General features: G+C 57.3%; 27 protein-coding genes and 1 tRNA gene. 6 read left to right on the top strand and 22 right to left on the bottom strand.

The features are described from left to right. Window positions 1-32: 32 nt before the first annotated feature. From gcvT to EAH78_RS10870, 3 genes are all read left to right on the top strand, one after another. Entirely contained in the window at window positions 33-1157 is a 1125-nt protein-coding gene (gcvT, locus tag EAH78_RS10860) for a glycine cleavage system aminomethyltransferase GcvT (protein ID WP_140667534.1), read from the top strand. 404 nt (window positions 1158-1561) lie between these two features. Further along, window positions 1562-1774, top strand: coding sequence for a cold-shock protein (locus EAH78_RS10865; RefSeq protein ID WP_003227496.1), 213 nt, complete (start codon window positions 1562-1564; stop codon window positions 1772-1774). Window positions 1775-1869: 95 nt separating this feature from the next. Then, a complete protein-coding gene (locus EAH78_RS10870) occupies window positions 1870-2358 on the top strand; it encodes an RDD family protein (RefSeq protein WP_140667535.1) in 489 nt (162 codons plus the stop codon). Between the two features lie 136 nt (window positions 2359-2494). On the opposite strand, the gene nadA is transcribed toward EAH78_RS10870, so the two are convergent. From nadA to EAH78_RS10965, 18 genes are all read right to left on the bottom strand, one after another. Next, window positions 2495-3553, bottom strand: a complete 1059-nt coding sequence (nadA, locus tag EAH78_RS10880; RefSeq protein ID WP_140667536.1) for a quinolinate synthase NadA — start codon at window positions 3551-3553, stop codon at window positions 2495-2497. 273 nt (window positions 3554-3826) lie between these two features. Further along, window positions 3827-3902: transfer RNA gene (locus EAH78_RS10885), tRNA-Lys, on the bottom strand. A 63-nt stretch (window positions 3903-3965) separates the two neighbouring features. After that, a complete protein-coding gene (gene queC, locus EAH78_RS10890) occupies window positions 3966-4658 on the bottom strand; it encodes a 7-cyano-7-deazaguanine synthase QueC (RefSeq protein WP_140667537.1) in 693 nt (230 codons plus the stop codon). A gap of 1 nt (window position 4659) precedes the next feature. After that, entirely contained in the window at window positions 4660-5307 is a 648-nt protein-coding gene (gene queE / locus EAH78_RS10895) for a 7-carboxy-7-deazaguanine synthase QueE (protein WP_059183061.1), read from the bottom strand. A gap of 167 nt (window positions 5308-5474) precedes the next feature. Beyond that, window positions 5475-6314 (bottom strand): tol-pal system protein YbgF, encoded by an 840-nt coding sequence (gene ybgF, locus EAH78_RS10900; RefSeq protein WP_140667538.1) that lies wholly within the window; start codon window positions 6312-6314, stop codon window positions 5475-5477. A 6-nt stretch (window positions 6315-6320) separates the two neighbouring features. Beyond that, a complete protein-coding gene (gene pal, locus EAH78_RS10905; RefSeq protein WP_003178634.1) occupies window positions 6321-6818 on the bottom strand; it encodes a peptidoglycan-associated lipoprotein Pal in 498 nt (165 codons plus the stop codon). Between the two features lie 52 nt (window positions 6819-6870). Further along, complete coding sequence (gene tolB / locus EAH78_RS10910; RefSeq protein WP_430539926.1) at window positions 6871-8151, bottom strand: Tol-Pal system beta propeller repeat protein TolB; 1281 nt, start codon at window positions 8149-8151, stop codon at window positions 6871-6873. Between the two features lie 17 nt (window positions 8152-8168). Beyond that, window positions 8169-9248: a cell envelope integrity protein TolA gene (gene tolA / locus EAH78_RS10915; RefSeq protein WP_140667540.1), complete on the bottom strand. Its 1080-nt coding sequence runs from the start codon at window positions 9246-9248 to the stop codon at window positions 8169-8171. Continuing rightward, window positions 9248-9700: a protein TolR gene (gene tolR, locus EAH78_RS10920; protein ID WP_170219116.1), complete on the bottom strand. Its 453-nt coding sequence runs from the start codon at window positions 9698-9700 to the stop codon at window positions 9248-9250. Before tolR ends, tolA begins: the two co-directional genes overlap by 1 nt. A 23-nt stretch (window positions 9701-9723) precedes the next feature. Further along, window positions 9724-10419, bottom strand: coding sequence for a protein TolQ (gene tolQ / locus EAH78_RS10925; RefSeq protein WP_140667542.1), 696 nt, complete (start codon window positions 10417-10419; stop codon window positions 9724-9726). After that, window positions 10409-10876: a tol-pal system-associated acyl-CoA thioesterase gene (ybgC, locus tag EAH78_RS10930; RefSeq protein ID WP_140667543.1), complete on the bottom strand. Its 468-nt coding sequence runs from the start codon at window positions 10874-10876 to the stop codon at window positions 10409-10411. The genes tolQ and ybgC overlap by 11 nt, the downstream gene beginning before the upstream one ends. Before the next feature lie 128 nt (window positions 10877-11004). Continuing rightward, window positions 11005-12066 carry a Holliday junction branch migration DNA helicase RuvB gene (ruvB, locus tag EAH78_RS10935; RefSeq protein ID WP_140667544.1) on the bottom strand — a complete coding sequence of 354 codons (1062 nt, stop codon included), beginning with the start codon at window positions 12064-12066 and terminating at the stop codon, window positions 11005-11007. Next, on the bottom strand, window positions 12067-12684 hold the full coding sequence (gene ruvA / locus EAH78_RS10940; protein ID WP_140667545.1) for a Holliday junction branch migration protein RuvA: 618 nt from the start codon (window positions 12682-12684) through the stop codon (window positions 12067-12069). It abuts the gene before it with no gap. A gap of 116 nt (window positions 12685-12800) precedes the next feature. Next, a complete protein-coding gene (gene ruvC / locus EAH78_RS10945; RefSeq protein ID WP_007945844.1) occupies window positions 12801-13325 on the bottom strand; it encodes a crossover junction endodeoxyribonuclease RuvC in 525 nt (174 codons plus the stop codon). 157 nt (window positions 13326-13482) lie between these two features. Continuing rightward, complete coding sequence (locus EAH78_RS10950) at window positions 13483-14229, bottom strand: YebC/PmpR family DNA-binding transcriptional regulator (protein ID WP_140667546.1); 747 nt, start codon at window positions 14227-14229, stop codon at window positions 13483-13485. Between the two features lie 117 nt (window positions 14230-14346). Beyond that, on the bottom strand, window positions 14347-16122 hold the full coding sequence (gene aspS / locus EAH78_RS10955) for an aspartate--tRNA ligase (protein WP_140667547.1): 1776 nt from the start codon (window positions 16120-16122) through the stop codon (window positions 14347-14349). A 119-nt stretch (window positions 16123-16241) separates the two neighbouring features. Next, window positions 16242-16463 carry an FmdB family zinc ribbon protein gene (locus tag EAH78_RS10960; protein ID WP_010457489.1) on the bottom strand — a complete coding sequence of 74 codons (222 nt, stop codon included), beginning with the start codon at window positions 16461-16463 and terminating at the stop codon, window positions 16242-16244. A 136-nt stretch (window positions 16464-16599) separates the two neighbouring features. After that, the gene (locus EAH78_RS10965) at window positions 16600-16923 is read right to left on the bottom strand and encodes a ribbon-helix-helix domain-containing protein (protein WP_140667548.1); all 324 of its coding nucleotides are present in this window, start codon (window positions 16921-16923) and stop codon (window positions 16600-16602) included. Between the two features lie 560 nt (window positions 16924-17483). Between EAH78_RS10965 and EAH78_RS33000 the strand changes: the two genes are divergently transcribed. Further along, window positions 17484-18086 carry a cold-shock protein gene (locus tag EAH78_RS33000; protein ID WP_140667549.1) on the top strand — a complete coding sequence of 201 codons (603 nt, stop codon included), beginning with the start codon at window positions 17484-17486 and terminating at the stop codon, window positions 18084-18086. A 74-nt stretch (window positions 18087-18160) separates the two neighbouring features. On the opposite strand, the gene EAH78_RS10975 is transcribed toward EAH78_RS33000, so the two are convergent. Further along, window positions 18161-18367: a SlyX family protein gene (locus EAH78_RS10975; protein WP_010457497.1), complete on the bottom strand. Its 207-nt coding sequence runs from the start codon at window positions 18365-18367 to the stop codon at window positions 18161-18163. 5 nt (window positions 18368-18372) lie between these two features. Further along, window positions 18373-18798 (bottom strand): HIT domain-containing protein, encoded by a 426-nt coding sequence (locus tag EAH78_RS10980; protein ID WP_140667622.1) that lies wholly within the window; start codon window positions 18796-18798, stop codon window positions 18373-18375. Between the two features lie 876 nt (window positions 18799-19674). On the opposite strand from EAH78_RS10980, the gene EAH78_RS10985 reads away from it, so the two are divergent. Beyond that, window positions 19675-21003, top strand: coding sequence for an OprD family porin (locus EAH78_RS10985; RefSeq protein ID WP_140667550.1), 1329 nt, complete (start codon window positions 19675-19677; stop codon window positions 21001-21003). Window positions 21004-21143: 140 nt separating this feature from the next. On the opposite strand, the gene EAH78_RS10990 is transcribed toward EAH78_RS10985, so the two are convergent. Beyond that, the gene (locus EAH78_RS10990) at window positions 21144-21986 is read right to left on the bottom strand and encodes a mechanosensitive ion channel family protein (protein ID WP_140667551.1); all 843 of its coding nucleotides are present in this window, start codon (window positions 21984-21986) and stop codon (window positions 21144-21146) included. A gap of 135 nt (window positions 21987-22121) precedes the next feature. Next, entirely contained in the window at window positions 22122-22607 is a 486-nt protein-coding gene (locus EAH78_RS10995) for a YajQ family cyclic di-GMP-binding protein (RefSeq protein ID WP_007906601.1), read from the bottom strand. A gap of 140 nt (window positions 22608-22747) precedes the next feature. Between EAH78_RS10995 and EAH78_RS11000 the strand changes: the two genes are divergently transcribed. Further along, window positions 22748-23665 (top strand): putative 2-dehydropantoate 2-reductase, encoded by a 918-nt coding sequence (locus tag EAH78_RS11000; RefSeq protein WP_140667552.1) that lies wholly within the window; start codon window positions 22748-22750, stop codon window positions 23663-23665. Window positions 23666-23683 lie beyond the last annotated feature (18 nt).

Here is a 23683-nt window from a genome sequence, read left to right on the forward strand (position 1 = left end):
ACGCGCACGGCACACTTTTTCAGGAGCTGAATATGTCCACCGAACAATTGCTGAAAACCCCGCTGCACGCACTGCACATCGAACTCGGCGCACGCATGGTGCCGTTCGCCGGCTATGACATGCCGGTGCAATACCCACTCGGCGTGATGAAAGAACACCAGCACACCCGTGATCAGGCCGGGCTGTTTGATGTGTCGCACATGGGCCAGATCCGCCTGACCGGCGCCAATGCTGCCAAGGCCCTGGAAACCCTGGTGCCGGTGGACATTATCGACCTTCCAGTGGGCATGCAGCGCTACGCGATGTTCACCAACGAAAACGGCGGCATCCTCGACGACCTGATGGTTGCCAACCTCGGTAACGACGAACTGTTCCTGGTGGTCAACGCGGCCTGCAAGGATCAAGACCTGGCACACCTGCGCAAGCACATCGGCGAGCAGTGCACTATCGAACCGCTGTTCGAAGAACGCGCGTTGCTGGCCCTGCAAGGCCCGGCCGCCGTCACAGTGCTCGCACGCCTGGCGCCTGAAGTGTCGAAGATGACTTTTATGCAGTTCGCCCGCGTGAAACTGCTGGGCGTGGACTGCTTTGTCAGCCGTTCGGGCTACACCGGTGAAGACGGTTTCGAAATCTCGGTACCGGCCGCCAACACTGAAGCCTTGGCGCGTGCCCTGTTGGCTGAACCTGAGGTAGAGGCCATCGGCCTTGGCGCTCGCGACTCGCTGCGCCTGGAAGCCGGCCTGTGCCTCTACGGCCACGACATGAACACCGAGACCACCCCGATCGAAGCGAGCCTGCTGTGGGCCATCTCCAAGCCTCGTCGTGCCGATGGCGCGCGGGCCGGCGGCTTCCCTGGCGCTGAAACCGTGTTCGCACAACAACAAGGTGGCGTCAGCCGCAAACGCGTCGGTTTGCTGCCCCAGGAACGTACGCCTGTGCGTGAAGGCGCGGAAATCGTCAACGAAGCCGGCGACATCATCGGCGCCGTTTGCAGTGGCGGCTTCGGTCCGACCTTGGGCGCTCCTTTGGCCATGGGTTACCTCGACAGCGCTTATATCGCCATCGACACACCCGTATGGGCGATTGTCCGAGGGAAAAAGGTGCCTTTGCTTGTAAGCAAAATGCCATTTGTTGCACAACGCTACTATCGCGGTTGATTGACTGTTTCTATAAGTAACGCGGTTGCGTTAACAGTGCACTAATGTGTAACGCAACCGCCATAAAACAGTGCATATGTTTATAACCGACCTTCGTTTATGAACGTTGCTTATAACGATCGAAAATAATTGAACCGCGACAAAGAATAAGACAACACTAGTGGGTCGACTAGTACGCTCAACCTGAGCAAAACCGGGCCTCTGACGGGGCTTGTTTTTTCTCCCGTAGTTGGCGTAGAGTTTGTTCACTGTGTTTGCATGGGTCGCTTGGAATCGTGACCTGGGCAGTAGCCTACAAGTTAGCTACATCCCGTTCGACGTCTTCTTACTCTCCTGCAACCAGCCCCAGTACTCTTTCACGAGAAGGAGACTGTCATTAATTTTTTGTGTCAAAGGAAGAAGAAATGTCCACACGTCAGAGCGGTACCGTCAAGTGGTTTAACGACGAGAAAGGTTTTGGTTTTATCACGCCTGAAAGCGGTCCGGATCTGTTCGTGCATTTCCGCGCCATCCAGGGCAACGGTTTCAAGAGCCTGAAAGAAGGCCAGAAAGTGACTTTCGTTGCTGTGCAAGGCCAGAAAGGCATGCAGGCTGACGAGGTTCAAGCAGAAGCCTAATCTTCTGTTACGAAAAAGCCCCTGATGCTGACATCAGGGGCTTTTTTGTGCGCGTAAATCCGTAAAATGGCTTCTTTTTCCGCCCAGAGGCTGCCATGTCGAAACACCTGCTCAACCCCCAGGGCAACTTTCCCGCCGCCACCCTGGGTCGTCGCCTGGCAGCGATGTTCTATGACTTCCTGTTGTGTACCGCCCTACTGATCGTCACCAGCGGCGTTTACAAGATGATCCAGATGGCGATCCTCGGCGAAGAAAAAATGCGCAGGCTGACCGAAGCCGGTGCGCTGGACGGTGATCCGCTGCTCTCGACCGTGCTGCTCTTTGTGCTGTTCGGCTTCTTCGCCAAGTTCTGGACCTGGTCGGGGCAAACCCTCGGCATGCAGGTGTGGTGCATCCGGGTGCAGAATGCCGATGGCTCGTCCATCAGCTTGTGGCAGGCGTTGTTGCGCTTTGTGGTGTCGATTGCTTCTTGGCTGTGCGTGGGACTGGGGTTTATCTGGCCATTATTTGATAAGCAGAAACGCAGCTGGCATGACATGTACTCCAATACCCAGCTCGTGCGGATTCCAAAGAAAACCAAGTAATTCAGCCCTACAAAAATCAATGTGGGAGCGGGCTTGCTCGCGAAAGCGGAGTGTCAGACAACATCAATGTCGACTGATACGCCCTCTTCGCGAGCAAGCCCGCTCCCACATTTTTATGCGACCTGCCTGACAATGCTCAGGCGTTGCCGGCCAGCTTCATCCGAGCAGCCTGAGTGAAGTCGAGCATGCGCTTCAACGGCCGAATCGCCTGCGGAATCAGCGCAGGATCTACAAAGATCTCGTTCGCCCCCTCTTTCAAGCTCTTCAGCGTGCGCTCAAGGGTGTTCATCGCCATCCACGGGCAGTGCGCGCAACTGCGGCAGGCTGCGCCGTTACCGGCCGTTGGCGCTTCGATGAAGACCTTGTCCGGGCACAGCTGCTGCATCTTGTAGAAGATGCCGCGATCGGTGGCGACGATCAGGGTCTTGTTCGGCAACCGCTGGGCCGCTGCGATCAACTGACTGGTGGAACCGACGGCATCCGCCAGTTCGATCACCGAGGTCGGCGATTCCGGGTGCACCAGAATGGCGGCATCCGGGTACAGCGCTTTCATGTCTTCCAGCTGTTTGGACTTGAACTCTTCGTGAACGATGCAGGCACCGTCCCACAGCAGCATGTCCGCACCGGTCTGGCGCTGAATGTAAGTGCCCAGGTGTTTGTCCGGGCCCCAGATGATGGTCTCGCCGTTATCCATCAGGCTTTCGACGATTTCCAGCGCGCAGCTGGAGGTCACCACCCAGTCCGCCCGCGCCTTGACCGCCGCCGAAGTGTTGGCATACACCACCACCGTGCGCTCCGGGTGCTGATCGCAAAATGCCGAAAACTCGTCCACCGGGCAACCCAGGTCCAGCGAGCACGTCGCTTCGAGGGTTGGCATCAGCACGCGTTTTTCGGGATTGAGGATTTTTGCGGTTTCGCCCATGAACTTCACCCCGGCGACCACCACGGTCTTGGCCGGGTGAGCATTGCCGAAGCGGGCCATCTCCAGCGAGTCGGAGACGCAACCACCGGTTTCTTCGGCCAGGGCCTGAATCACCGGATCACAGTAGAAGTGGGCAACCAGCACTGCGTCCTGAGCCTTGAGCTCGGCGGCAATGGCGGCACGGTAATAAGCCTCTTCCTCGGCGGTCAGCGGCTTGGGCTGCTTGGCGTCGAGGTGAGCTTGAACCAGAAGGCGTTCGGAAATCTGCGTCATGTTCGCAAGACCTGCAGGCGCTTTCGCGCGAAAGTCGAGTATACACCCGGCTCCGGACCCATCAGGGTACCGCCGGGAGAGTGAGTATTCATCAGGCACGGACTACGTTGAAGATGCGCAAGGCTACAGAATATCCCGCGGATGCAAAAGATGATTCTGACCTGCGTCGCGCGGCGCCGCCCAGAGCCTGGGCGAGCTCAAATCGCGGGCAAAAAAAAATCCGGAAATCCTCACTTGCGTGGGCCTTCCAGACTTTTAAAACTGCTACAAAAATGGTGGGTCGTGTGGGATTCGAACCTACGACCAATTGGTTAAAAGCCAACTGCTCTACCAACTGAGCTAACGACCCGCTGTGTGGTGGCGCGTATAATACTGATTTTTAAGGACTATTCAACACCTAATTTGAAATAAATCAAAAATAAGGTGTTGGGTCGCTGATTCCGGCCGCCGCGAAGCCTTCTGCACGCAGTCGGCAGCTGTCGCATTTGCCGCATGCGCGGCCGTCATCGTCAGCCTGATAGCAGGAAACCGTCAGCCCGTAATTGACGCCCAGCTTCACGCCCGCCTCGACGATCTGTGCCTTGCTCAGGTTCTGCAGAGGCGCCTGGATACGGAAGCCATTGCCCTCTACACCGGCCTTGGTCGCCAGATTGGCCATGCGCTCGAAGGACTCGATGAACTCGGGACGGCAGTCCGGGTAACCGGAGTAATCCACCGCATTCACGCCAATGAAGATGTCACGCGCACCGAGCACTTCCGCCCAGCCCAACGCCAGCGACAGGAATACCGTGTTGCGCGCCGGCACGTAAGTCACTGGAATGCCCTCCCCCAGCGCCTCCGGAATGTCGATGCTGCTATCGGTCAGTGCCGAGCCACCCATACCGTTCATGTTCAGGCCGATCACTTTATGTTCGACCACACCCAGGTCGCGGGCGACACGTGCGGCGGCGTGCAATTCGGCGTGAGAGCGCTGACCGTAATCGAAGCTCATGGTGTAACAGGCGTAGCCTTCGGCACGGGCCATGGCCACGACAGTCGCCGAGTCCAAACCGCCGGACAGCAGGATCACTGCACGTTTTTCGGTAGTGTTCAGTTGTTCCGTCATATCAGCGCCCCGGCTCGTCATTCCAAAGATATTTATGCAGCTGCAGTTGCAGACGCACTGGCAGGTTGTCCGCCACCACCCAATCCGCCAGGTCCCGAGCATTCAGGTCGTGGTGGCTTGGCGAGAACAGGACTTCGCCGGCGCGCCGATCCAGACCGTACTGGATCAGCTTGGACACGGCCCAGTCGTAGTCTTCCCGCGAGCAGATGACAAACTTCACCTGATCGTTAGGCGTGAGCAGCTCGATATTTTCGTAGCGGTTGCGGTGAGCTTCCTTCGAACCCGGGGTTTTCAGGTCGACAACGCGACTGACCCGGGAATCTACCGCCGAGATGTCGAGCGCACCGCTGGTTTCCAGTGACACTTCGTAACCGGCGTCGCACAACTGCTTGAGCAATGGGATGGCGTTAGGTTGTGCCAGTGGCTCGCCACCGGTAACACACACATAACGCGGGCGGAAACCGGCCACTTGCTCGAGGATGTCGTCGAGCGGGCGAAGGGTGCCGCCCGTGAACGCGTAGGCGCTGTCACAGTATTGGCAACGCAAAGGGCAACCGGTCAGGCGCACAAACACTGTGGGCAGCCCGGCAGTTCGCGTTTCACCCTGCAACGAGTAAAAAACTTCGGTAATTCTCAATGTGTCTTGCATAGTCGCCACGGGCATAACAGCTAAACAGGCTGTCCGCCTCCGTCAGGCACTTCAAGGAACCCCGCCACCGCGCAGATCCCAAAAAGCGTGTTTCATAAAAAGGGCGTGAATTCTAACGAAAAAACCCGCGACAAGCGCGGGTTTCTTCGAAACGGGTCAAGCAGCCCTTACATTTTTTGCAGATCACGCTGGGCCAGCTGAGCGGCGGAAGTGCCCGGATACTGCGACACAACCTGCTGCAGAATGCCTTTGACCTTGTCGGTGTGACCGAGGCGGCGCTCTACATCAGCCAGCTTGTACAACGAATCAGGCACTTTGGCGTGCTTTGGGTACAGCTGTGAAACCTTGGCAAACGCCTGACCTGCACCTTGCAGATCGCCTTTGGCCAGGTTCACTTCGCCCAACCAGTACTGGGCATTGCCCGCGTATTGGCTGTTCGGGTATTTGCGCAGGAAAGCGGCAAAAGCCTGGCTGGCCTTGTCGAAATCCTTGGCTTTGATCAGGTCGAAGGCTGCGTCGTAATACAGCTTTTCCTTCGCCGGATCCGCCGGTTCGCTACCCGCAGCAGGTGCTTGAGCGGCGGCCGCTCCTGCACTTGCGCCAGCGGCTGCTGCACCGGGGGCATTCAAATCACCACCGGTGGAAGAATTTTCAGGAGTCGCGGCAGGTGCGCCGCCGGTTCCTATGCGCCGATCAAGATCCTGATATCGCTCCAGGTTCTCTTGCTTCATGCGCGCTACATCATTTTGCAGAACTTCGATCACACCCTGTTGGCGTGAGATCTGCTCCTGCATGGATTGCAGTTGGTTGAACAGCTCGCCCTGTGCCGAGACAGGGGCCGAAACCCCTCCCCCGGCATAGGCGCCGTTCGTACCGTAACCCGCAGGCGGATAACTACTCCCGCTGTTAGAACCGGAGTTGTTATCGACCACAGGAACCGCAGCCCACACCGCAAGCGGTGCGAGACTGAGAGCCAAGACAGTTACAGCACGACGGCACGTTCGCATGACGAATTACTTACGCAGTTCGACGCGACGGTTTTGAGCCCAGGACTGCTCGTCGTTGCCGGTAGCAACTGGACGCTCTTCGCCGTAGGAAACCAGTTCCAGCTGAGCTGGGGAAACACCTTGCAGTACCAGGTAGCGTTGAACGGCTTTCGCACGACGCTCGCCCAGTGCCATGTTGTACTCACGAGTACCACGTTCGTCGGTGTTGCCTTCCAGAACAACGCGAGCGCCGTTTGCTTTCAGGTCTTTGGCGTGAACGTCCAGAGCGCGCATGGCTTCTGGCTTCAGGTCCGAGCTGTCGTATTCGAAGTAGAAGGTGGTGATTGCGCGCAGAGCAGCTTCTTCGCTCAGGGAACCGTCAACGGCACCAGTGTTTGCGCCGTAACCAGCGTTTGGATCTACAGCGCCTTCACCGGCGTTGTCGCCGCCTTTGGACGAGCAACCTACAGCTACAGCCATGGCCAGAGCCAGCGCAGCAAATTTACCAAACTTCAGCATTTCCATCGTGAAACTCCTAATGAACCCCAGTGTGTTAAGTAAAACGTGTAGCGCCGCGTCAGTTCAGGTAAGGGGACCAGGAAGGTTCTCGAACTTCGCCTTGAGCGGTAGGAAGCGGGAGCCTTACGCGTCCATTAATGGACACGAGCATCAAGACTCCCCGGCCCTGCTGGCGGGTGGCGTAGATTACCATGGTGCCGTTGGGCGCGACAGTAGGCGACTCGTCCAGAGTGCTATCAGTGAGGATCTTTACACTACCTCGCTGCAAATCCTGGGCTGCCACCTTGAAATTGGTGAAGCCGTCCTGGCGGTGAATCATCACCAGAGTCTTTTCATCAGCCGACAATTTAGGGTTGGCGTTGTAGTTACCAATGAAGGTCACACGTTCCGCACCGCCGCCACTGACGCTGGTTTTGTAGATCTGAGGCTTGCCGCCACGGTCGGAGGTGAAGTAGATGGTCGAACCATCCTTACCCCAGAACGGTTCGGTGTTGATACCAGGACCATTGGTGACGCGCGAGATCTGACGCGAACCCAGGTTCATCACATAGATGTCCGGGTTGCCGTCCTTGGACAGGACGAAGGCCAGGCGATTGCCATCCGGCGACCAGGCTGGCGCGCCATTCAGGCCTTCGAAGTTGGTGATCTGCTCGCGGCGACCGGTGTCGATGTTCTGCATGAAGATGCGCGGACGCTTCTGCTCGAACGACACATACGCGATGCGCTTGCCATCCGGTGCAAAACGCGGCGACAGGATCGGCTCGCGCGATTGCAGCAGGGTCACGGCGCGGGCACCGTCATAATCCGAACGTTGCAGCGTATAGCGCGTGTTCTTTTCGGAGAAACGCTCGGCGGTCACGTACAACAGACGCGTCGAGAAAGCACCTTTGATACCGGTGAGCTTTTCAAACGACTGGTCGGAGATGTAGTGCGCCATGTCGCGCAGTTGATCAGTGCTGCCCGACACGCTGCCGGTCAGCACTTGCTGCTCGGTGGCGACGTTGAACAGCGCGTACTGAACCTGCAGGCGACCGCCTGCTGGCACGATGCTGCCGACCATAATGTACTGGGCGCCAACCGCCTTCCAGTCACGGAAAATGATTTCGCTGGCCTGGCTCGGCAGGCTGATCATGTTCTGCTTCGGAATCGGCGAGTAGTAACCCGAGTTACGCAGGTCGTTACCGATGATTTCGGACATGTCGTCCGGCAGCACCGCCCCGCCCTGGAACGCGAACGGAACGACTGCGATCGGGGTGGCCCGATCACTGCCGCTGGTGACCAGAATGTTTTTCTCATCCGCCATCGCCATCCCTGCCAGGCAGCAGATAGCGACAAGCATTCCTCGTAGAAGGTTTCTCACGGGGCTAAATCCTCAGGCGTGAATGTCATCTTGAATGAACGATACGGAGCAAAATCGCTCGGCTTCATTCCCTGCATTTCTGTCAAACGTCCAATATTCTTGACCGCCGCTACAGCAGACGCATCAAACGGACCGTCACCACTGGACTTGGCCACGCTGGCCGAAGTCACCGTACCGTCCGGCAACATGCCGATTTGCAGCACCACTGTCATACCTTTGCGTGCCGAAGGAGGACGAGCCCAGCCTTCCGCCGCACGAACACGAATCAAATCATCGAAACTGCCGGCGACTTCATCACCCTGCTCATCCGCCAAGGCCTGCTGGCGCTGCGGCGTGTCGGAAAGCAAATCTGCCAAGGCCTGGGCCTTTTTATCTTCGGTCGATTTTTTTGCTGCATCCTGCGATTTCTTCTTCGCAGCATCGGCAGCAGCTTTCTTCTTCGCGTCTTCGGCGACTTTCTTCTTCGCCTCTTCAGCTTCAGCTTTCTTCTTGGCGTCTTCGGCAGCTTTCTTCTTCGCGTCTTCGACGATCTTCTTCTTCGCTTCTTCAGCGGCCGCTTTCTTGGCCTCTTCTTCAGCGGCTTTCTTGGCTTCTTCTTCAGATTTCTTCTTGGCTATATCAGCCAATTGTTTCTCTTCGGCCTTTTTGGCTTCGGCGGTCTTCTTCGCTTCATCGGCTTTCTTGGCTTCATCAGCCTTTTTCGCCTCATCCGCTTTCTTCGACTCGTCGGCCTTCTTGGCTTCCTCGGCCTTTTGAGCCGCTTCTTCTTTCTTTTGTTCCGCAGCCTTCACCGCTTCCTGCTCGACCTTTTTCTGTTCCAACTGTTCGACTTCGGTCTGACGCGCAGCAGATTTCTGCGCTTCACCCGCAATCTTCTGATTGGTCTGGGTGGTCGCCCGACTTTTCGATTTCAGCTGATACAGGGTCGCCTGGACAATCGGCTTGGCCGGCGGCAACTCAGGCGTCATGGCGAAACTGACGAACAGCATGCCGAATACCAGCACGTGCAAGCCAATCGCCCAGACACTAGGCCAGAAGTAGCTTTCCGAGGCTGTTGGCTCTCGTTGTTGCTGCATCAGGGCGCCTCGGTAATCAAGCCAACGTTACCGACGCCGGCTTTCTGCAACCCGCCCATGGCGCCCATGACCGAACCGTAGTCGACGGTCTTGTCGCCACGAATGAAGACCTGGGTGTGCTTGCCGCCTTCGTTACCGGCACGAATGATCTTGGTCACCGCATCAGTCATCTGCGGCAACGTCATGGCCTTGTCCTGCTGCTTTTCGGTGTCGACTTCGCTGCCAAGGTTCCAGTAGTAGGTCTTGTCAGCCTTGATCGAAATGGTCAGGACCTGGGTGTTGTTGTCCTGCGGCAAGGCTTCGCTGGAAACCTTGGGCAGATCAACTTTCACGCCCTGATTGAGCATCGGCGCGGTCACCATGAAGATGACCAGCAGTACCAGCATCACGTCGATGTAAGGCACTACGTTCATCTCGGCAACCGGCTTGCGCTTTTTGCGAGCTCGAGCGATTAAAGCCATTGGAAATTACCTGCTTATTCTTCGCTGGTGTGCACTTTGCGGTGCAGGATCGCCTGGAATTCATCGGCGAAGGTGTAGTAACGGCTCAGCAGGGTTTCGCTGCGAGCAGAGAAGCGGTTGTAAGCAATAACGGCCGGGATGGCGGCGAACAGACCGATCGCGGTGGCGATCAGTGCTTCGGCGATACCGGGAGCCACGGTGGCCAGGGTCGCTTGCTGGGCAGTGGCCAGGCCACGGAAGGAGTTCATGATGCCCCAGACCGTACCGAACAGACCGATGTACGGGCTGACGGAGCCGACAGTCGCCAGGAATGGCAGGCTCTGCTCAAGCTTCTCTTCTTCGCGGGAAATGGCAACGCGCATGGCACGGGCCACGCCTTCCATGACCGCTTCCGGGTCAACGCCTGGCTGCTGGCGCAGACGGGAGAATTCCTTGAAACCGGCTCGGAAAATCTGCTCGACGCCCGAATCCGGATCAGGGTTGCTGCCGGCCTGACGGTAGAGTTTGGACAGGTCGATACCGGACCAGAAGCGCTCTTCAAAGCTCTCCAGGGCACGTCGACCGGCACGAATCAAATTGCTGCGCTGAAAAATCATGATCCATGAGGTCACCGATGCGGCTACCAGGATCAGCATTACCAGTTGCACCACGATACTGGCATTGCTGACCAGGCTCCACATGGAGGAATGGTCGACGACGTTAGCTTCCACGCTTTATCTCCTGCTTTGAGTGTGTACCCGCGCCGCTCACGTCGGCAAAGGCCGTACGTAGAGCTTCGGGAATGGCCCGGGGTTTCAAACTGTCAGTGCGCACACAGGCCACCAAAAACTGCCCTTCGCAGAGCAGCACATTATCCGTTGCCCGCCTGACCTGCTGCTTGAAACGCAGGCTGACACGGTTCAATTCGATTACTTCAGCGCTTACCAGAAGCTCGTCGTCCAGTCGCGCCGGCGCGTGGTAACGCGCTTCGCTGGAATGCACGACAAACAACAGGTCCTCCCCTGCCAGCGCCGATTGGGCAAAGCCCAGATCCCGGAGCCGCTCGGTTCGAGCCCGTTCCATAAACTTGAGGTAATTGACGTAATACACGATGCCGCCCGCATCGGTGTCCTCGTAATAAACGCGACAACGATGTGTGAACGGCTCAAGCCCGTTTTGCGCGCGCATACTCTAGTGCTTACTCCTCAGGTTGCCAATCCGGCCAGGCAACTGTTTTTCATTGATCTGCAGGCTTTTTCGCAAAAGCACGGTCCTCGGACCGCACAAAAGCCGAATATATCAGCGCGCAAAAATTATTAATCGTCCACGGCATCAAGAAACTCGTCTACCACGGGCATCTCGCCCAATCGTGACGGGATATTTAAACCGAAGTGCAAATACGCATGCCGGGTCACCACTCGCCCCCGTGGGGTGCGCATGATGTAGCCCTGCTGGATCAGGTACGGCTCCAGCACGTCTTCAATGGTGTGGCGTTCTTCACTGATGGCAGCGGCGAGGCTATCGACCCCGACCGGCCCACCGTCGAACTTCTCGATCATGGTCAACAACAGACGTCGATCCTGATGATCGAAGCCGCGTTCGTCGACGTCCAGCAGGTTCAACGCGAGGTCGGCAATCGGCTTGGTAATGTGGCCCTTGGCACGCACCTCGGCGAAATCGCGTACCCGACGCAGCAATCGGTTGGCGATCCGCGGCGTACCGCGGGCACGCCGGGCGATTTCAAAGGCGCCTTCCGGGTCCAGTGGCAAGCCGAGAATGGCTGCCGAACGGCTGACAATTGTTGCCAGGTCTGCGGTGCTGTAGAACTCCAGGCGCTGGACGATGCCGAAGCGGTCGCGCAAGGGATTGGTCAGCATGCCGGCACGGGTCGTTGCACCGACGAGGGTGAAGGGTGGCAAATCAAGCTTTATCGAACGCGCGGCCGGTCCCTCGCCGATCATGATGTCGAGTTGGAAATCTTCCATGGCCGGGTACAGCACTTCCTCGACAATCGGCGACAGGCGATGGATTTCATCGATAAACAGCACGTCGTGAGGTTCAAGATTGGTCAACAGCGCCGCCAAATCACCCGGACGCTCCAGCACCGGACCCGAGGTGCTCTTGATCGACACGCCCATTTCCTGGGCGATGATGTTCGCCAGGGTGGTTTTACCCAGACCCGGCGGACCGAAGATCAGCGTGTGATCCAGCGACTCGTTGCGTCCACGGGCAGCCTGGATGAACAACTCCATTTGCTCGCGAACGGTCGGCTGGCCGATGTATTCGGCCAGGCTGACGGGACGAATCGCCCGGTCCTGGACTTCCTCGCGGTCACGCGGACCCGGGGCGGCGGCAATCAGACGATCAGCTTCAATCACTTAAATCATTCCCTTCAGGGCACGACGAATCAGGTCTTCACTGCTCAAGCCTTTCTCCTTGATCGCGGAAATCGCCTTGCTGGCCTCCTGCGGCTTGTAGCCCAGGGAAATCAGCGCGCTGACCGCGTCGTTTTCAGCGGTGACGACCGGCGCTGGAGCGTCTGGCCCGCCAGGCTGGTTGGGCACCAGCGCGAACATCGCCGGCACGGTTTCCCAGGCCTTGAAGCGGTCCTTGAGCTCCACCAGCAAACGTTCGGCCGTCTTCTTGCCCACGCCCGGCACCTTGGTCAGCGCCGAGGTGTCCTGGGACTGAACGCAACGGACCAGCTCATCAACTTCCAGACTGGACATCAAGGCCAGCGCCAATTTCGGCCCTACCCCATTGAGACGGATCAACTCGCGGAAAAAGTCTCGCTCACGCTTGACGAAGAAGCCATAGAGTAACTGCGCGTCTTCGCGTACGACCAAGTGGGTGTGCAAGGTCAGCGGCTCACCGACCGACGGCAAGCGATACAGCGTGGTCATGGGCACTTCCAGCTCATACCCCAGACCGTTTACATCCAGAATCAGGTGCGGCGGCTGTTTTTCAGCCAGTGTGCCGCGCAAGCGTCCAATCACGTTACAGATCCTTGAGCGTTGGCCAGATCAATGCCTGGCGACCGACAGAGCAAGGGTTCGCGTCGACAACACAGACACGAAAACCCTCATTCCATAAAAAATGATTGCTGATGCTATCAGAGACGCAGGCGCCCGCCACGACTGCGTGCCGTCCCCAGGCCATGGGGCAACAGACTGGAACGGGTGTGCGCATGACAAATGGCAATAGCCAGGGCGTCAGAGGCGTCGATTTGCGGCTTGCTGGTCAATTTCAGCATGTGCATGACCATCATCTGCACCTGTTCTTTATTCGCCGCACCGGTGCCGGTCACCGCCTGCTTGACCTGGGTCGCGGTGTACTCGGCGATTTCCAGGCTTTCTTCGGCACCGGCAACGATGGCCGCACCGCGCGCCTGCCCCAGCTTCAGTGCGGAGTCGGCATTGCGCGCCATGAACACTTTTTCGATGCCCATGGTGACCGGGCCGTATGTCTGGATGATTTCACGCACACCGCGATAAACGATTTGCAGACGCTCATGCAATTCTCCCGAGCCGGTACGAATGCAGCCCGACGCCACGTACACACAGCCACGACCGGTATCGCGCACCACGCCATAACCGGTAATACGCGAACCGGGGTCGATACCAAGAATTAAAGTCATAACGCCTGCGGTCAAGGATGAGCAGTGTATTCAATGAAGCGAATATCTAATGTGGGAGCGGGCTTGCTCGCGAATACGGTTTTACATTCAGCAACTATGTTGCCTGAAAATCCGCTTTCGCGAGCAAGCCCGCTCCCACAAGGGATCCTGGTTGCCCTTAGCTTAGCTGTGCGGCTACCGATTCCGGAATGTCCGCGTTGGAATAGACGTTCTGCACATCATCCAGGTCTTCGAGCATATCGATCAGCTTGAGCACCTTCTCGGCACCTTCCAGGTCCAGTTCGGCGCTGGTGGTCGGCAGCATGACGATTTCAGCGTCTTCACCCTTGAAACCGGCCGCTTCCAGCGCGTTGCGCACGGAATAGAACCCGGCGAACGAGGTGAACACATCAATGGAACCGTCTTCGTGTGTGACCACGTCATCGGCATCCGCTTCCATCGCCGCTTCGATCAGCGCGTCTTCATCAACGCCTGGCGCGAAGGAAATCTGCCCTTTGCGCTCGAACAGATAAGCCACGGAACCATCGGTGCCAAGGTTGCCGCCACATTTGCTGAACGCATGCCGAACAGCCGCCGCGGTGCGATTACGGTTGTCGGTCATGCACTCGACCATCACCGCCACGCCACCCGGGCCGTAGCCTTCGTAGCTCAACTCAACCATATCGTCGGTGTCGGCAGCGCCGGCACCGCGCGCAACGGCGCGATCAATGATGTCGCGGCTCATGTTCGCGCCAAGGGCCTTGTCCAGCGCCAGACGCAGGCGCGGGTTGGAGCCCGGATCACCGCCACCCTGTCGGGCAGCAACGGTCAGTTCACGAATCCACTTGGTGAAAATCTTGCCCTTCTTGGCATCCTGACGTTCTTTGCGGTGCTTGATGTTCGCCCACTTGGAATGACCCGCCATAACTCGCTCCGAATTCTCTTTGAAACATTGCCCGCCACACTCAGTGTCGGCCAGCAACCAAAAAATCTCGACCTAAAGAAAAGGCGCACCCAAAAGGATGCGCCTTTGCGGTCAGCCTTACTCAGCCTTTGGCGTTTCGCGCAGACGAATGTGCAGTTCGCGCAATGCCTTGGCATCCACCTGGCCCGGCGCCTGAGTCATGACGTCCGCCGCGCTCTGGGTTTTCGGGAAGGCGATCACTTCACGGATCGACTGGGCGCCGGTCATCAGCATCACCAGTCGGTCCAGACCGAAGGCCAGGCCACCGTGTGGCGGCGCGCCGTACTTCAATGCGTCGAGCAGGAAGCCGAACTTCTCTTCCTGTTCCGCTTCGTTGATGCCCAGCAGGCGGAATACGGTCTGCTGCATTTCCTTGCGATGGATACGGATCGAACCGCCACCCAACTCAGTGCCGTTCAGCACCATGTCGTAGGCACGAGACAGCGCGGTCGCCGGGTTGGCTTCCAGTTCTTCCGGAGTGCATTTCGGCGCGGTGAACGGGTGGTGCAAGGCGGTGAAGCTGCCGTCGTCGTTCTCTTCGAACATCGGGAAGTCGACGACCCACATCGGTGCCCACTTGCAGGTCAGCAGGTTCAGATCGTTACCGACTTTGATCCGCAGCGCGCCCAGGGCTTCGCTGACGATCTTGGCTTTATCGGCACCGAAGAACACGATGTCGCCGTCAACCGCGCCAACGCGATCGAGGATCACATTGAGGTTGGCTTCAGGGATGTTCTTGACGATCGGCGATTGCAGACCTTCAACGCCTTTGGCGCGCTCGTTGACCTTGATGTACGCCAGGCCCTTGGCACCGTAGATGCCGACGAACTTGGTGTAGTCGTCGATCTGCTTGCGCGGCATGCTCGCTGCGCCTGGAACGCGCAAGGCGGCAATACGGCATTTCGGGTCGTTGGCCGGGCCGCTGAACACCTTGAAGTCGACTTCTTTCAGTTGATCTTCAACGTCAACCAGTTCCAGCGGGTTACGCAGGTCCGGCTTGTCGGAACCGTAACGACGCATGGCTTCTGCGAAGGTCATGTGCGGGAAGTCGCCGAATTCCAGGTCCAGCACTTCCTTGAACAGGTTGCGGATCATTTTTTCGGTGATGCCCATGATCTCGTTCTCATCGAGGAAGCTGGTCTCGATGTCGATCTGGGTGAATTCCGGCTGGCGATCAGCCCGCAGGTCTTCGTCGCGGAAGCACTTGGCGATCTGGTAGTAACGGTCAAAGCCAGCCACCATCAGCAGTTGCTTGAACAGCTGAGGCGATTGCGGCAAGGCGAAGAAGGAACCGGCGTGGGTACGGCTCGGCACCAGATAGTCGCGAGCACCTTCCGGGGTGGCACGGGTCAGGATCGGCGTCTCGACGTCGAGGAAGCCGTTCTCGTCCAGGAAGCGACGGATGCTGGTGGTCATGCGCGAACGCAGACGCAGCTTCTCGGCCATTTCCGGGCGACGCAGGTCAAGGAAGCGATAGCGCAGGCGGGTTTCTTCGCCGACATCGGAGAACTCGTTCAGCGGGAACGGCGGGGTTTCCGATTCGTTCAGCACTTCCAGTTCGTAACCGAGGACTTCGATCATGCCCGACGCCATGTTGGCGTTGGTGGCACCGGTCGGACGCAGGCGAACCTTGCCGGTGATCTTCACGACGTACTCGCTGCGCACGCGATCGGCAGCGGCGAAGGATTCAGCGCGGTCCGGATCGAACACCACCTGGGCCAGACCGTCACGATCACGGATATCGAGGAAAATCACCCCACCGTGGTCACGGCGACGGTGAACCCAACCGCAAAGAGTAATTTCCTGGCCTTCCAGGCTTTCGTTCAGTTGGCCGCAATAATGGCTGCGCATCATGGTAGTGGTTTCGCTTCTCGTAATTCGAAATTCGGTCGGAGCCCTGCACATCCTGCCCTTTATAAAGGTGCCCGATGATGCAAGCGCTCGCACGTGTGGTTCAACTCAGGCCCTAGACCCTAGTCAGCTTTGTCGCCGCCGGCCAGGTTCTTCTTCGAGCCGGTCTTGAAATCGGTTTCGTACCAACCGGTGCCGCTGAGGCGGAAACCTGGCATGGACAGCATCTTTTTCAGCTCTGGCGCCTGGCAGGCAGGGCAGTCGACCAGCGGTGCTGCGCTGATCTTTTGAATGGCTTCCAACTGATGACCACAGGAAGCACATTGATAGTCGTACATCGGCATGGGGGTTGTCTCGGCGATCAGATTGCTACCGCACACGCTGGGTTTTGCGGCAAAGAGCGGGATTATATCCATTAAATGCAGCCTGTGCAGCCGTAAGACTGCACAGACTGACACTCAGTCCATTACGCCGCTGCGACTAAGGTGTCGCAACGCAGCCACCTTCCTTCAAGCTGCGCACGACGCAGACAACCCGCACCAGCCCGGTGAAGTTCTTGACCCCGCCGTGACGCAAATGCACTTCGCGGTCCACATGGGACAGCAGTGCACTGACCGAACAGCAATTGACCCTGGCCATATCGCCCAAAATATCCCAGTAGACCTGCTCAAGCCGCAAGCAGGTCGCAAAACCATTCAAACGCACCGAGCGGGATAATGGCAGGGCCAGCCCCATATCAAATTCACTGACGAACGGATCAACCCTGATGTCCCTACCCTCGCCTGGCCTGTCTTCGTAAACCATATCGCTGACACTCCTTTGTCATCCTTGCTTTCTATAAGAGCCACATCTGTTGTGTTGCCTTATAAAAGCGCAGGCGCAAAGGTATATCCAGATGACTTTATGACCATCGACGTAGGATAAGCCAACAGCTGAAGAGGGATCATGGAGAGCGTCCTAGACCGGCCATTTTCCTACATGATCAAGCGCGCTTTACCACGCGCAAAAGAGATTTGAAGAAGCAAAACGGCAGAGTGCGAACATGCGCGGGGTCAGCAGTTCGACGGTGGGTACTGCGACCTCATCCTTAATAGAAGAAAGCCGCGCGTGACAAACCTGCCAACACCCATCCGCCGAATGACGCACCGACCTATGACAAATCAACCTCCCGGGCACCGCCGGACTGCCTGATTTGAGTAGCTGCAGGCTTTGCTGTTAAATAGACCGTGTGTCGCGACCGCCTATTTTCCGGGGGCTGCGCATAGGCTGATACCGGGTACGTGTCCAACGCCTCTTATTGTTCCGAAGCGAACCGTACTCCATCAGCTCTTCCTTGTGATCCGTCTTAACGTGAGTTAATCAAAATGTTGAAAATCGTTCACCTGCTAACGGGCGCAGCAGCCCTGCTGCTGTCCTTCATCCCCAGCCTGCGGGCTGAAGCGGTCCCTTACCTGCAACAACCCGATGCACTGTACCTGGCCTTTTTTGGCCTGTTGAACCTTACCCTTGCGCCTGTTATCCCTTACTGGAACAAAGGCCCGCGTCACCAACTGCAAAACCTGGTCAGCGTTCTGCTGGTGCTGGCCGTTCTCCTGCAAATCCTGACGTTGCTCGCGCCGATGCCTGTCATCGCCGGTCAACCTGCCGTCCTGTTCAGCCTGGTCGCAGCCCTGACCGCCGTGTTGCTGCACCTGGGTGTCAGCTTCTACAAATCGTCACCGGCCGCCGCCTCGCCAAGCTATGACATGAGCAACCGCGATACCGGCACCGTCAAGTGGTTCAACACCTCCAAAGGCTTCGGCTTTATTTCCCGCGATTCCGGCGATGATATTTTCGTGCATTTCCGGGCTATTCGTGGCGAAGGTCACCGCGTTCTGGTCGAAGGCCAGCGCGTGGAATTCTCTGTGATGAACCGTGACAAAGGCCTGCAAGCCGAAGATGTGATCGCGGCACTGCCGCGTCGCTGATTCAAAGGCTAAAAAAAACCGCGAACAGCCTGGCTGTTCGCGGTTTTTTTTACCTGCTTCTTTATCTTGAAAAGTCAGTAATGCGGGGGCGGTGCTTCTTCTTCGAAGGTTTCGAACTGCCCGGCCATTTCTTCCTGGCGCTTGAGCAGCGCTGCCATTTGCAGCTGCAAGCGTTCAACTGCACGCTGCTGCGTCGCCAGCACATCACTCAATGACTGGATGGTGTCATCCTGAAACGCCAGCTGGCTCTCCAGATCGGTAACGCGATCTTCCAGGCTCATGATTTTCAACCCTCCAGAAACGTAAAGTCTTCGGTCAGTACCAAACGCAGCCGTTCGCGAATCGCTGCAATCTGGTCGGCCTCGTAGGGTTTGGCCGGTACTTTACCCCAGACCGGCGCAGGCCAGGCCGCGTCCTCGCGTTTGCGCACGATCACATGCATGTGCAATTGGCTGACGACATTACCCAAAGTCGCGACATTCAACTTGTCGGCGTCGAACGCATCCTTGAGGGTTTCCGCCAGCGCGGTCGTCTCCTGCCAGAGCTGTTGCTGCTCGGAGACACCCAACTGAAATATCTCGCTGATATCGTCGCGACGAGGCACCAGGATGAACCAGGGATAATTCGAGTCGTTGGACAACAGCAACCGGCAGAGCGGGAAATCCCCGATCGGCAGCGTGTCTTGTTGAAGCCGTGGATCTAAAGCGAACACTGTGCGCACTCCCGCCTGATTCTCATTTTTCAGCTTAGCGGCCCTCCCGAGGGACAGCGCGCCAAGCGACAGGACGGCAGCATACCTGCGAACGGCGCTCGCTTCACGACCACACAAGCGCCCCGCCATGAGACATTTTCTGCCCAGACGCACCATCATAGGACCAACGACCTGGCCAAAAGCGCCGAAATGACTGATTAACAAGGATGTGTCCGAACCAGACAAATAACAACACTGTATGAATTCAGTACAGCGATTAAGATTTTTTGCACCAAAACCGCACAGCGCGTCTACGCTGAGTCGGTCAGCATCCGCGATCTACTCACATTTGGGGTGAACCGGTAACGTTTTTGGTTGTCACGGCACCGACCCGCAGGCTGACACACGATGCAAACCCTGGCGTCAAGCCCGAACAAAACGTGCTTGAAACGCCCGGTTTTATGAGGTTTTTACACGTATAGACAGGCTGGCAGAAAAAAACAGCAACAGATTTCTGTTTTGTGCACGTTTGTTGCATTCACACCCACATCGCCTTGGATGCCTCTGCTGGAAGTGGGGTCGTCAAGGCAAATAAAAACAGCGGCAGGGTTGCCCGATGGAGATTCAGACGTTTCATCAAGGACTCTTTTTACCGATGTTCAAGCCCTGGAAAACAACGTTAAAGTTGCCGGTCCGCTTGCATTGAGGCTGTAAATTTGCGACATCTACCAAGCTGTTTGCGACAGGGTCGTAAAGAAGCTGAAAGGTTAGATATGCAAGTATCGCCAATAGGGTCGGCGTGATATAAGTTTGCGCCGACACAAAAAGAAAGAGCCGCCCAGATAATAAAACAGGTGGGACGGCAGTACTCTTCTAAAACCAAAGGAGCAAATCACGATGCGCGTGATGAAGTGGAGCATGATCGCACTGGCAGTTGCAGCAGCAGCCAGTACTCAGTTGGCAGTAGCCGCACCTTTCGTAAGCGACCAGGCAGAAGCCAAAGGTTTTGTTGAAGACAGCAAGCTCGACTTGCTGGTTCGCAACTACTACTTCAACCGTAACAAGACTGATGGTGCAAACGATCAGAGAGACTGGACCCAAGGTATTCAGGGCATGTACAGCTCGGGCTACACCCAAGGTCTGATCGGTGTCGGCGTTGAAGCATGGGGCCAACTGGCAATCAAACTTGACGGTACCGACAAGTACGCCGGTTCGGGCAACCTGAGCCTTAACAGTCAGGGCGAAAACAACGACAGCCAGGGCAAAGCCGGCGCTGCCGCCAAGTTCCGCATCTCCAAAACCGAGCTGAAAATCGGCGACATGCAGCCAAGCACCTCTCCGGTGTTCGCTGTTGGCGGTTCCCGTATCCTTCACCAAACTGCCAGCGGTATCCAACTGCAGAGCAGCGAAGTCAAAGACCTTGACCTCGAAGCCGGTCACTTCTACTCGGCGACCAGCCAGAACGCAAACGCCCGTGACGGCAGCCTGTGGGCTACCTACGCCGGCGTACAAGCCAACTCCATCGACTACTTCGGTGGCAAATACGGCCTCAACGACAACCTGAGCTTCTCGCTCTACGGTGCCAAGCTCGAAGACGTCTGGAACCAGTACTACGCGAACGCGAACTACACCCTCCCACTGGGTGGCGATCAGTCGCTGAACTTCGACGGTAACTACTACAACACCAAGGACACCGGTAACGCTAAAGCAGGCGAAATCAGCAACAACGCCTACTCCCTGGCTGCCGCTTTCTCGTTCCTGAAAGCGCATACCCTGACCCTGGGCTTCCAGAAAGTGAACGGCGATACCCCGTTCGACTACATCGGTGTGGGTGACAACAACAAAGGCGGCGACTCGATTTTCCTCGCCAACTCCATCCAGTACTCTGACTTCAACGCCCCTGGCGAGAAGTCTGTACAAGCCCGTTACGACCTGAAAATGGCCGAATACGGCGTACCTGGTCTGAGCTTCATGACCCGTTACGTGAAAGGTTGGAACATCGACGGCACCAACACTCCAGCTGGCAGCGCTTACGCTGGTCTGTACGGCGACAACGGCAAGCACCACGAAACCAACCTGGAAGTTAAGTACGTTATTCAATCTGGCCCAGCTAAAGACCTGTCGTTCCGCATCCGTCAAGCATGGCACACCGCCAACGCTGCCGAAGGCGAAGGCGATATTCAAGAGTTCCGCCTGATCACCGACTACCCGCTCAACATTCTGTAATTGCAGAGCGTTAGTTTGCGGTAATCAAAAAAAGGCCCATCTTCGGATGGGCCTTTTTTCTTGGGCAACAAACACTGGGTAAAACGATCAAATCCGTGAAAACATGCCCGACCAAATAGTCAGACATGATCAAAAAACAATCACTGCACCGCAGATTCCTGAACCACACGAATCATCCGCTGTGGCAACGGAACATCAACCCCGGCAGTTTTCAAACGATCACGGGACTGTTCGTTAAACATGAACATCACGTCCCAGTAATCCGCCGTCTTTACCCAGACCCGAAGCGAAAGAGTGATCGAACTGTCACCCAGCGTAGAAACTACGGCTTGTGGTGCCGGATCTGCCAATACGCGTGGATCTTTGGCCAGTTCCAACAACACTTCACGGGCCCTCTGCAGATCCGCTTCGTAATCAACACCCACATCGAACACTACTTTGCGCGTTGGTTGACGGTTGGTATTGGTGATGATGCCGTTCGACAAGTTACCGTTGGGAACGATGATGGTTTTGTTATCGCCGGTACGCAGTACGGTGTGGAAGATCTGAATGCTGTCGACGGTACCGGCAACACCTTGGGCTTCGATCCAGTCACCGATGCGAAACGGACGGAACAACAGAATCAACACGCCGCCGGCGAAGTTTGCCAGGCTGCCTTGCAAGGCCAGACCGATGGCCAGACCCGCTGCACCGATCGCCGCAACGAACGAGGTGGTTTCCACACCGATCATCGACGCGACGCTGACAATCAGCAACACCTTGAGAATGATGTTCGCCAGGCTGCTGATGAACCCTTGAAGCGCCAGGTCGGCGTTACGCAGGGCCAGCAGACCGCCGAGCTTTTGCGTCACTTTGTTGATCAGCCACCAACCGACAGCCAGGGTGATGACGGCCAGCAACACGCGGCTGCCGTATTCCATGAGCATTGGAATCCAGGCTTGGGAAGCCTTGACCAGGTGGTCCACTTCAGCATTCAAATCCATATTATTTCTCCTGGGTTATGTGCAATCCGGGTGGGAGCGAGCGGGCTCGCGAAAGCGCTGGATCAGTCAACATTTCTGTTAAATGTGAAGCAGCCTTCGCGGGTAAGCCCGCTCCCACAGGTCCCGAGTTGAAGGTCAGTCGCGGAAGTTGTTGAACTGCAGCGGCATATCGAACGTCTTGGCGCGCAGGGCCGCGATGGCTTCCTGCAAATCGTCACGCTTCTTGCCGGTAATGCGCACTTGCTCGCCCTGAATGGCAGCCTGGACCTTGAGCTTGGCGTCTTTGACGTGAGCGACGATTTTCTTCGCCAGCTCCTTGTCGATGCCTTCCTTGAGGACCGCTTCCTGCTTCATCAGCTTGCCCGACGCGTAGGCATCCTTGACTTCAAGGCACTGCACGTCGATTTTGCGTTTGACCAAGGCCAGCTTGAGGATCTCGATCATCGCTTCGAGCTGGAAGTCGGCCTCGGCGGTCAGGTTGACGGTCAGGTCCTTTTCCTTGAACTCGAAGGTGCCCTTGCCTTTCAGGTCATAACGGCGATCGAGTTCCTTGACGGCGTTTTCGACCGCGTTGGTGACTTCGTGTTTGTCCAGTTCGGATACCACGTCGAACGACGGCATGTAATCTCTCCAATAAAAAGGCGCGCTCGATTGCAATGGCGCGCGCTTGGCTTGCGGTTAAAATCGGGCTCATTATAACGGGTCTTTTCCAACCGATACTGCGAGCCTCACATGCCTGCCTCAAACCGAGCAAAAAGCTGATGTCGACCCCCTGGCATGTATTGGGCGCCGGCAGCCTCGGCACATTGTGGGCCACACGTCTGGCGCGGGCCGATTTGCCGGTCAGGCTGATCGTTCGGGATGCGCAGCGCTTGCAGGCGTATCAAGCCGCGGGTGGTTTGACGCTGGTCGAGCACGGCACAGCCAACACCTATGACATCCCCGGCGAAACACCGGACAGCCGCGAGCCGATCAGCCGCCTGCTGGTGGCCTGCAAGGCTTACGACGCCGAGAAAGCCGTCGCACAACTGGCGCCACGCCTGACACCCGACGCCGAGCTGATCCTGTTGCAGAACGGCCTCGGCAGTCAGGACGCCGTGGCGGCGCAGGTACCGAAAGCCCGTTGCGTGAGTGCATCAAGTACCGAAGGCGCGTTTCGCGATGGCGACTGGCGCGTGGTGTTCGCCGGCCACGGTTACACCTGGCTGGGGGACGCAGGCCATCCGGTGGCGCCGATTTGGCTGGATGACCTGGTGGCTGCCGGGATTCCCCATGAATGGAGCATCGACATCCTCACGCGGCTGTGGCGAAAACTGGCGCTTAACTGTGCGATCAATCCCCTGACAGTCCTTCACAATTGCCGTAATGGCGGCTTGCAGGCGCATCAATGCGAAGTCGCGACCCTCTGCGGTGAATTGAGCGAGTTGCTGCAACGTTGTGGTCAGCCCGCCGCCGCAGAAAACCTGCAACAGGAAGTCGAGCGCGTCATCCACGCCACAGCGGCCAATTACTCCTCCATGTATCAGGACGTCGCGAATCAGCGCCGCACCGAAATCACCTACCTGCTGGGCCATGTCTGCACAGTGGCCGAGCGTCATCAACTGAACCTGCCCCACCTGCATCAATTACAGCAGCGGCTGATCGGCCATCTGCACAGCCTTGGATTGCCCAGCGACTGAGCAGCGGCTACGCTGGCC

Source organism: Pseudomonas arsenicoxydans (assembly GCF_006438915.1).
In the GTDB taxonomy this organism is placed as follows: Bacteria; Pseudomonadota; Gammaproteobacteria; order Pseudomonadales; family Pseudomonadaceae; genus Aquipseudomonas; species Aquipseudomonas arsenicoxydans_A.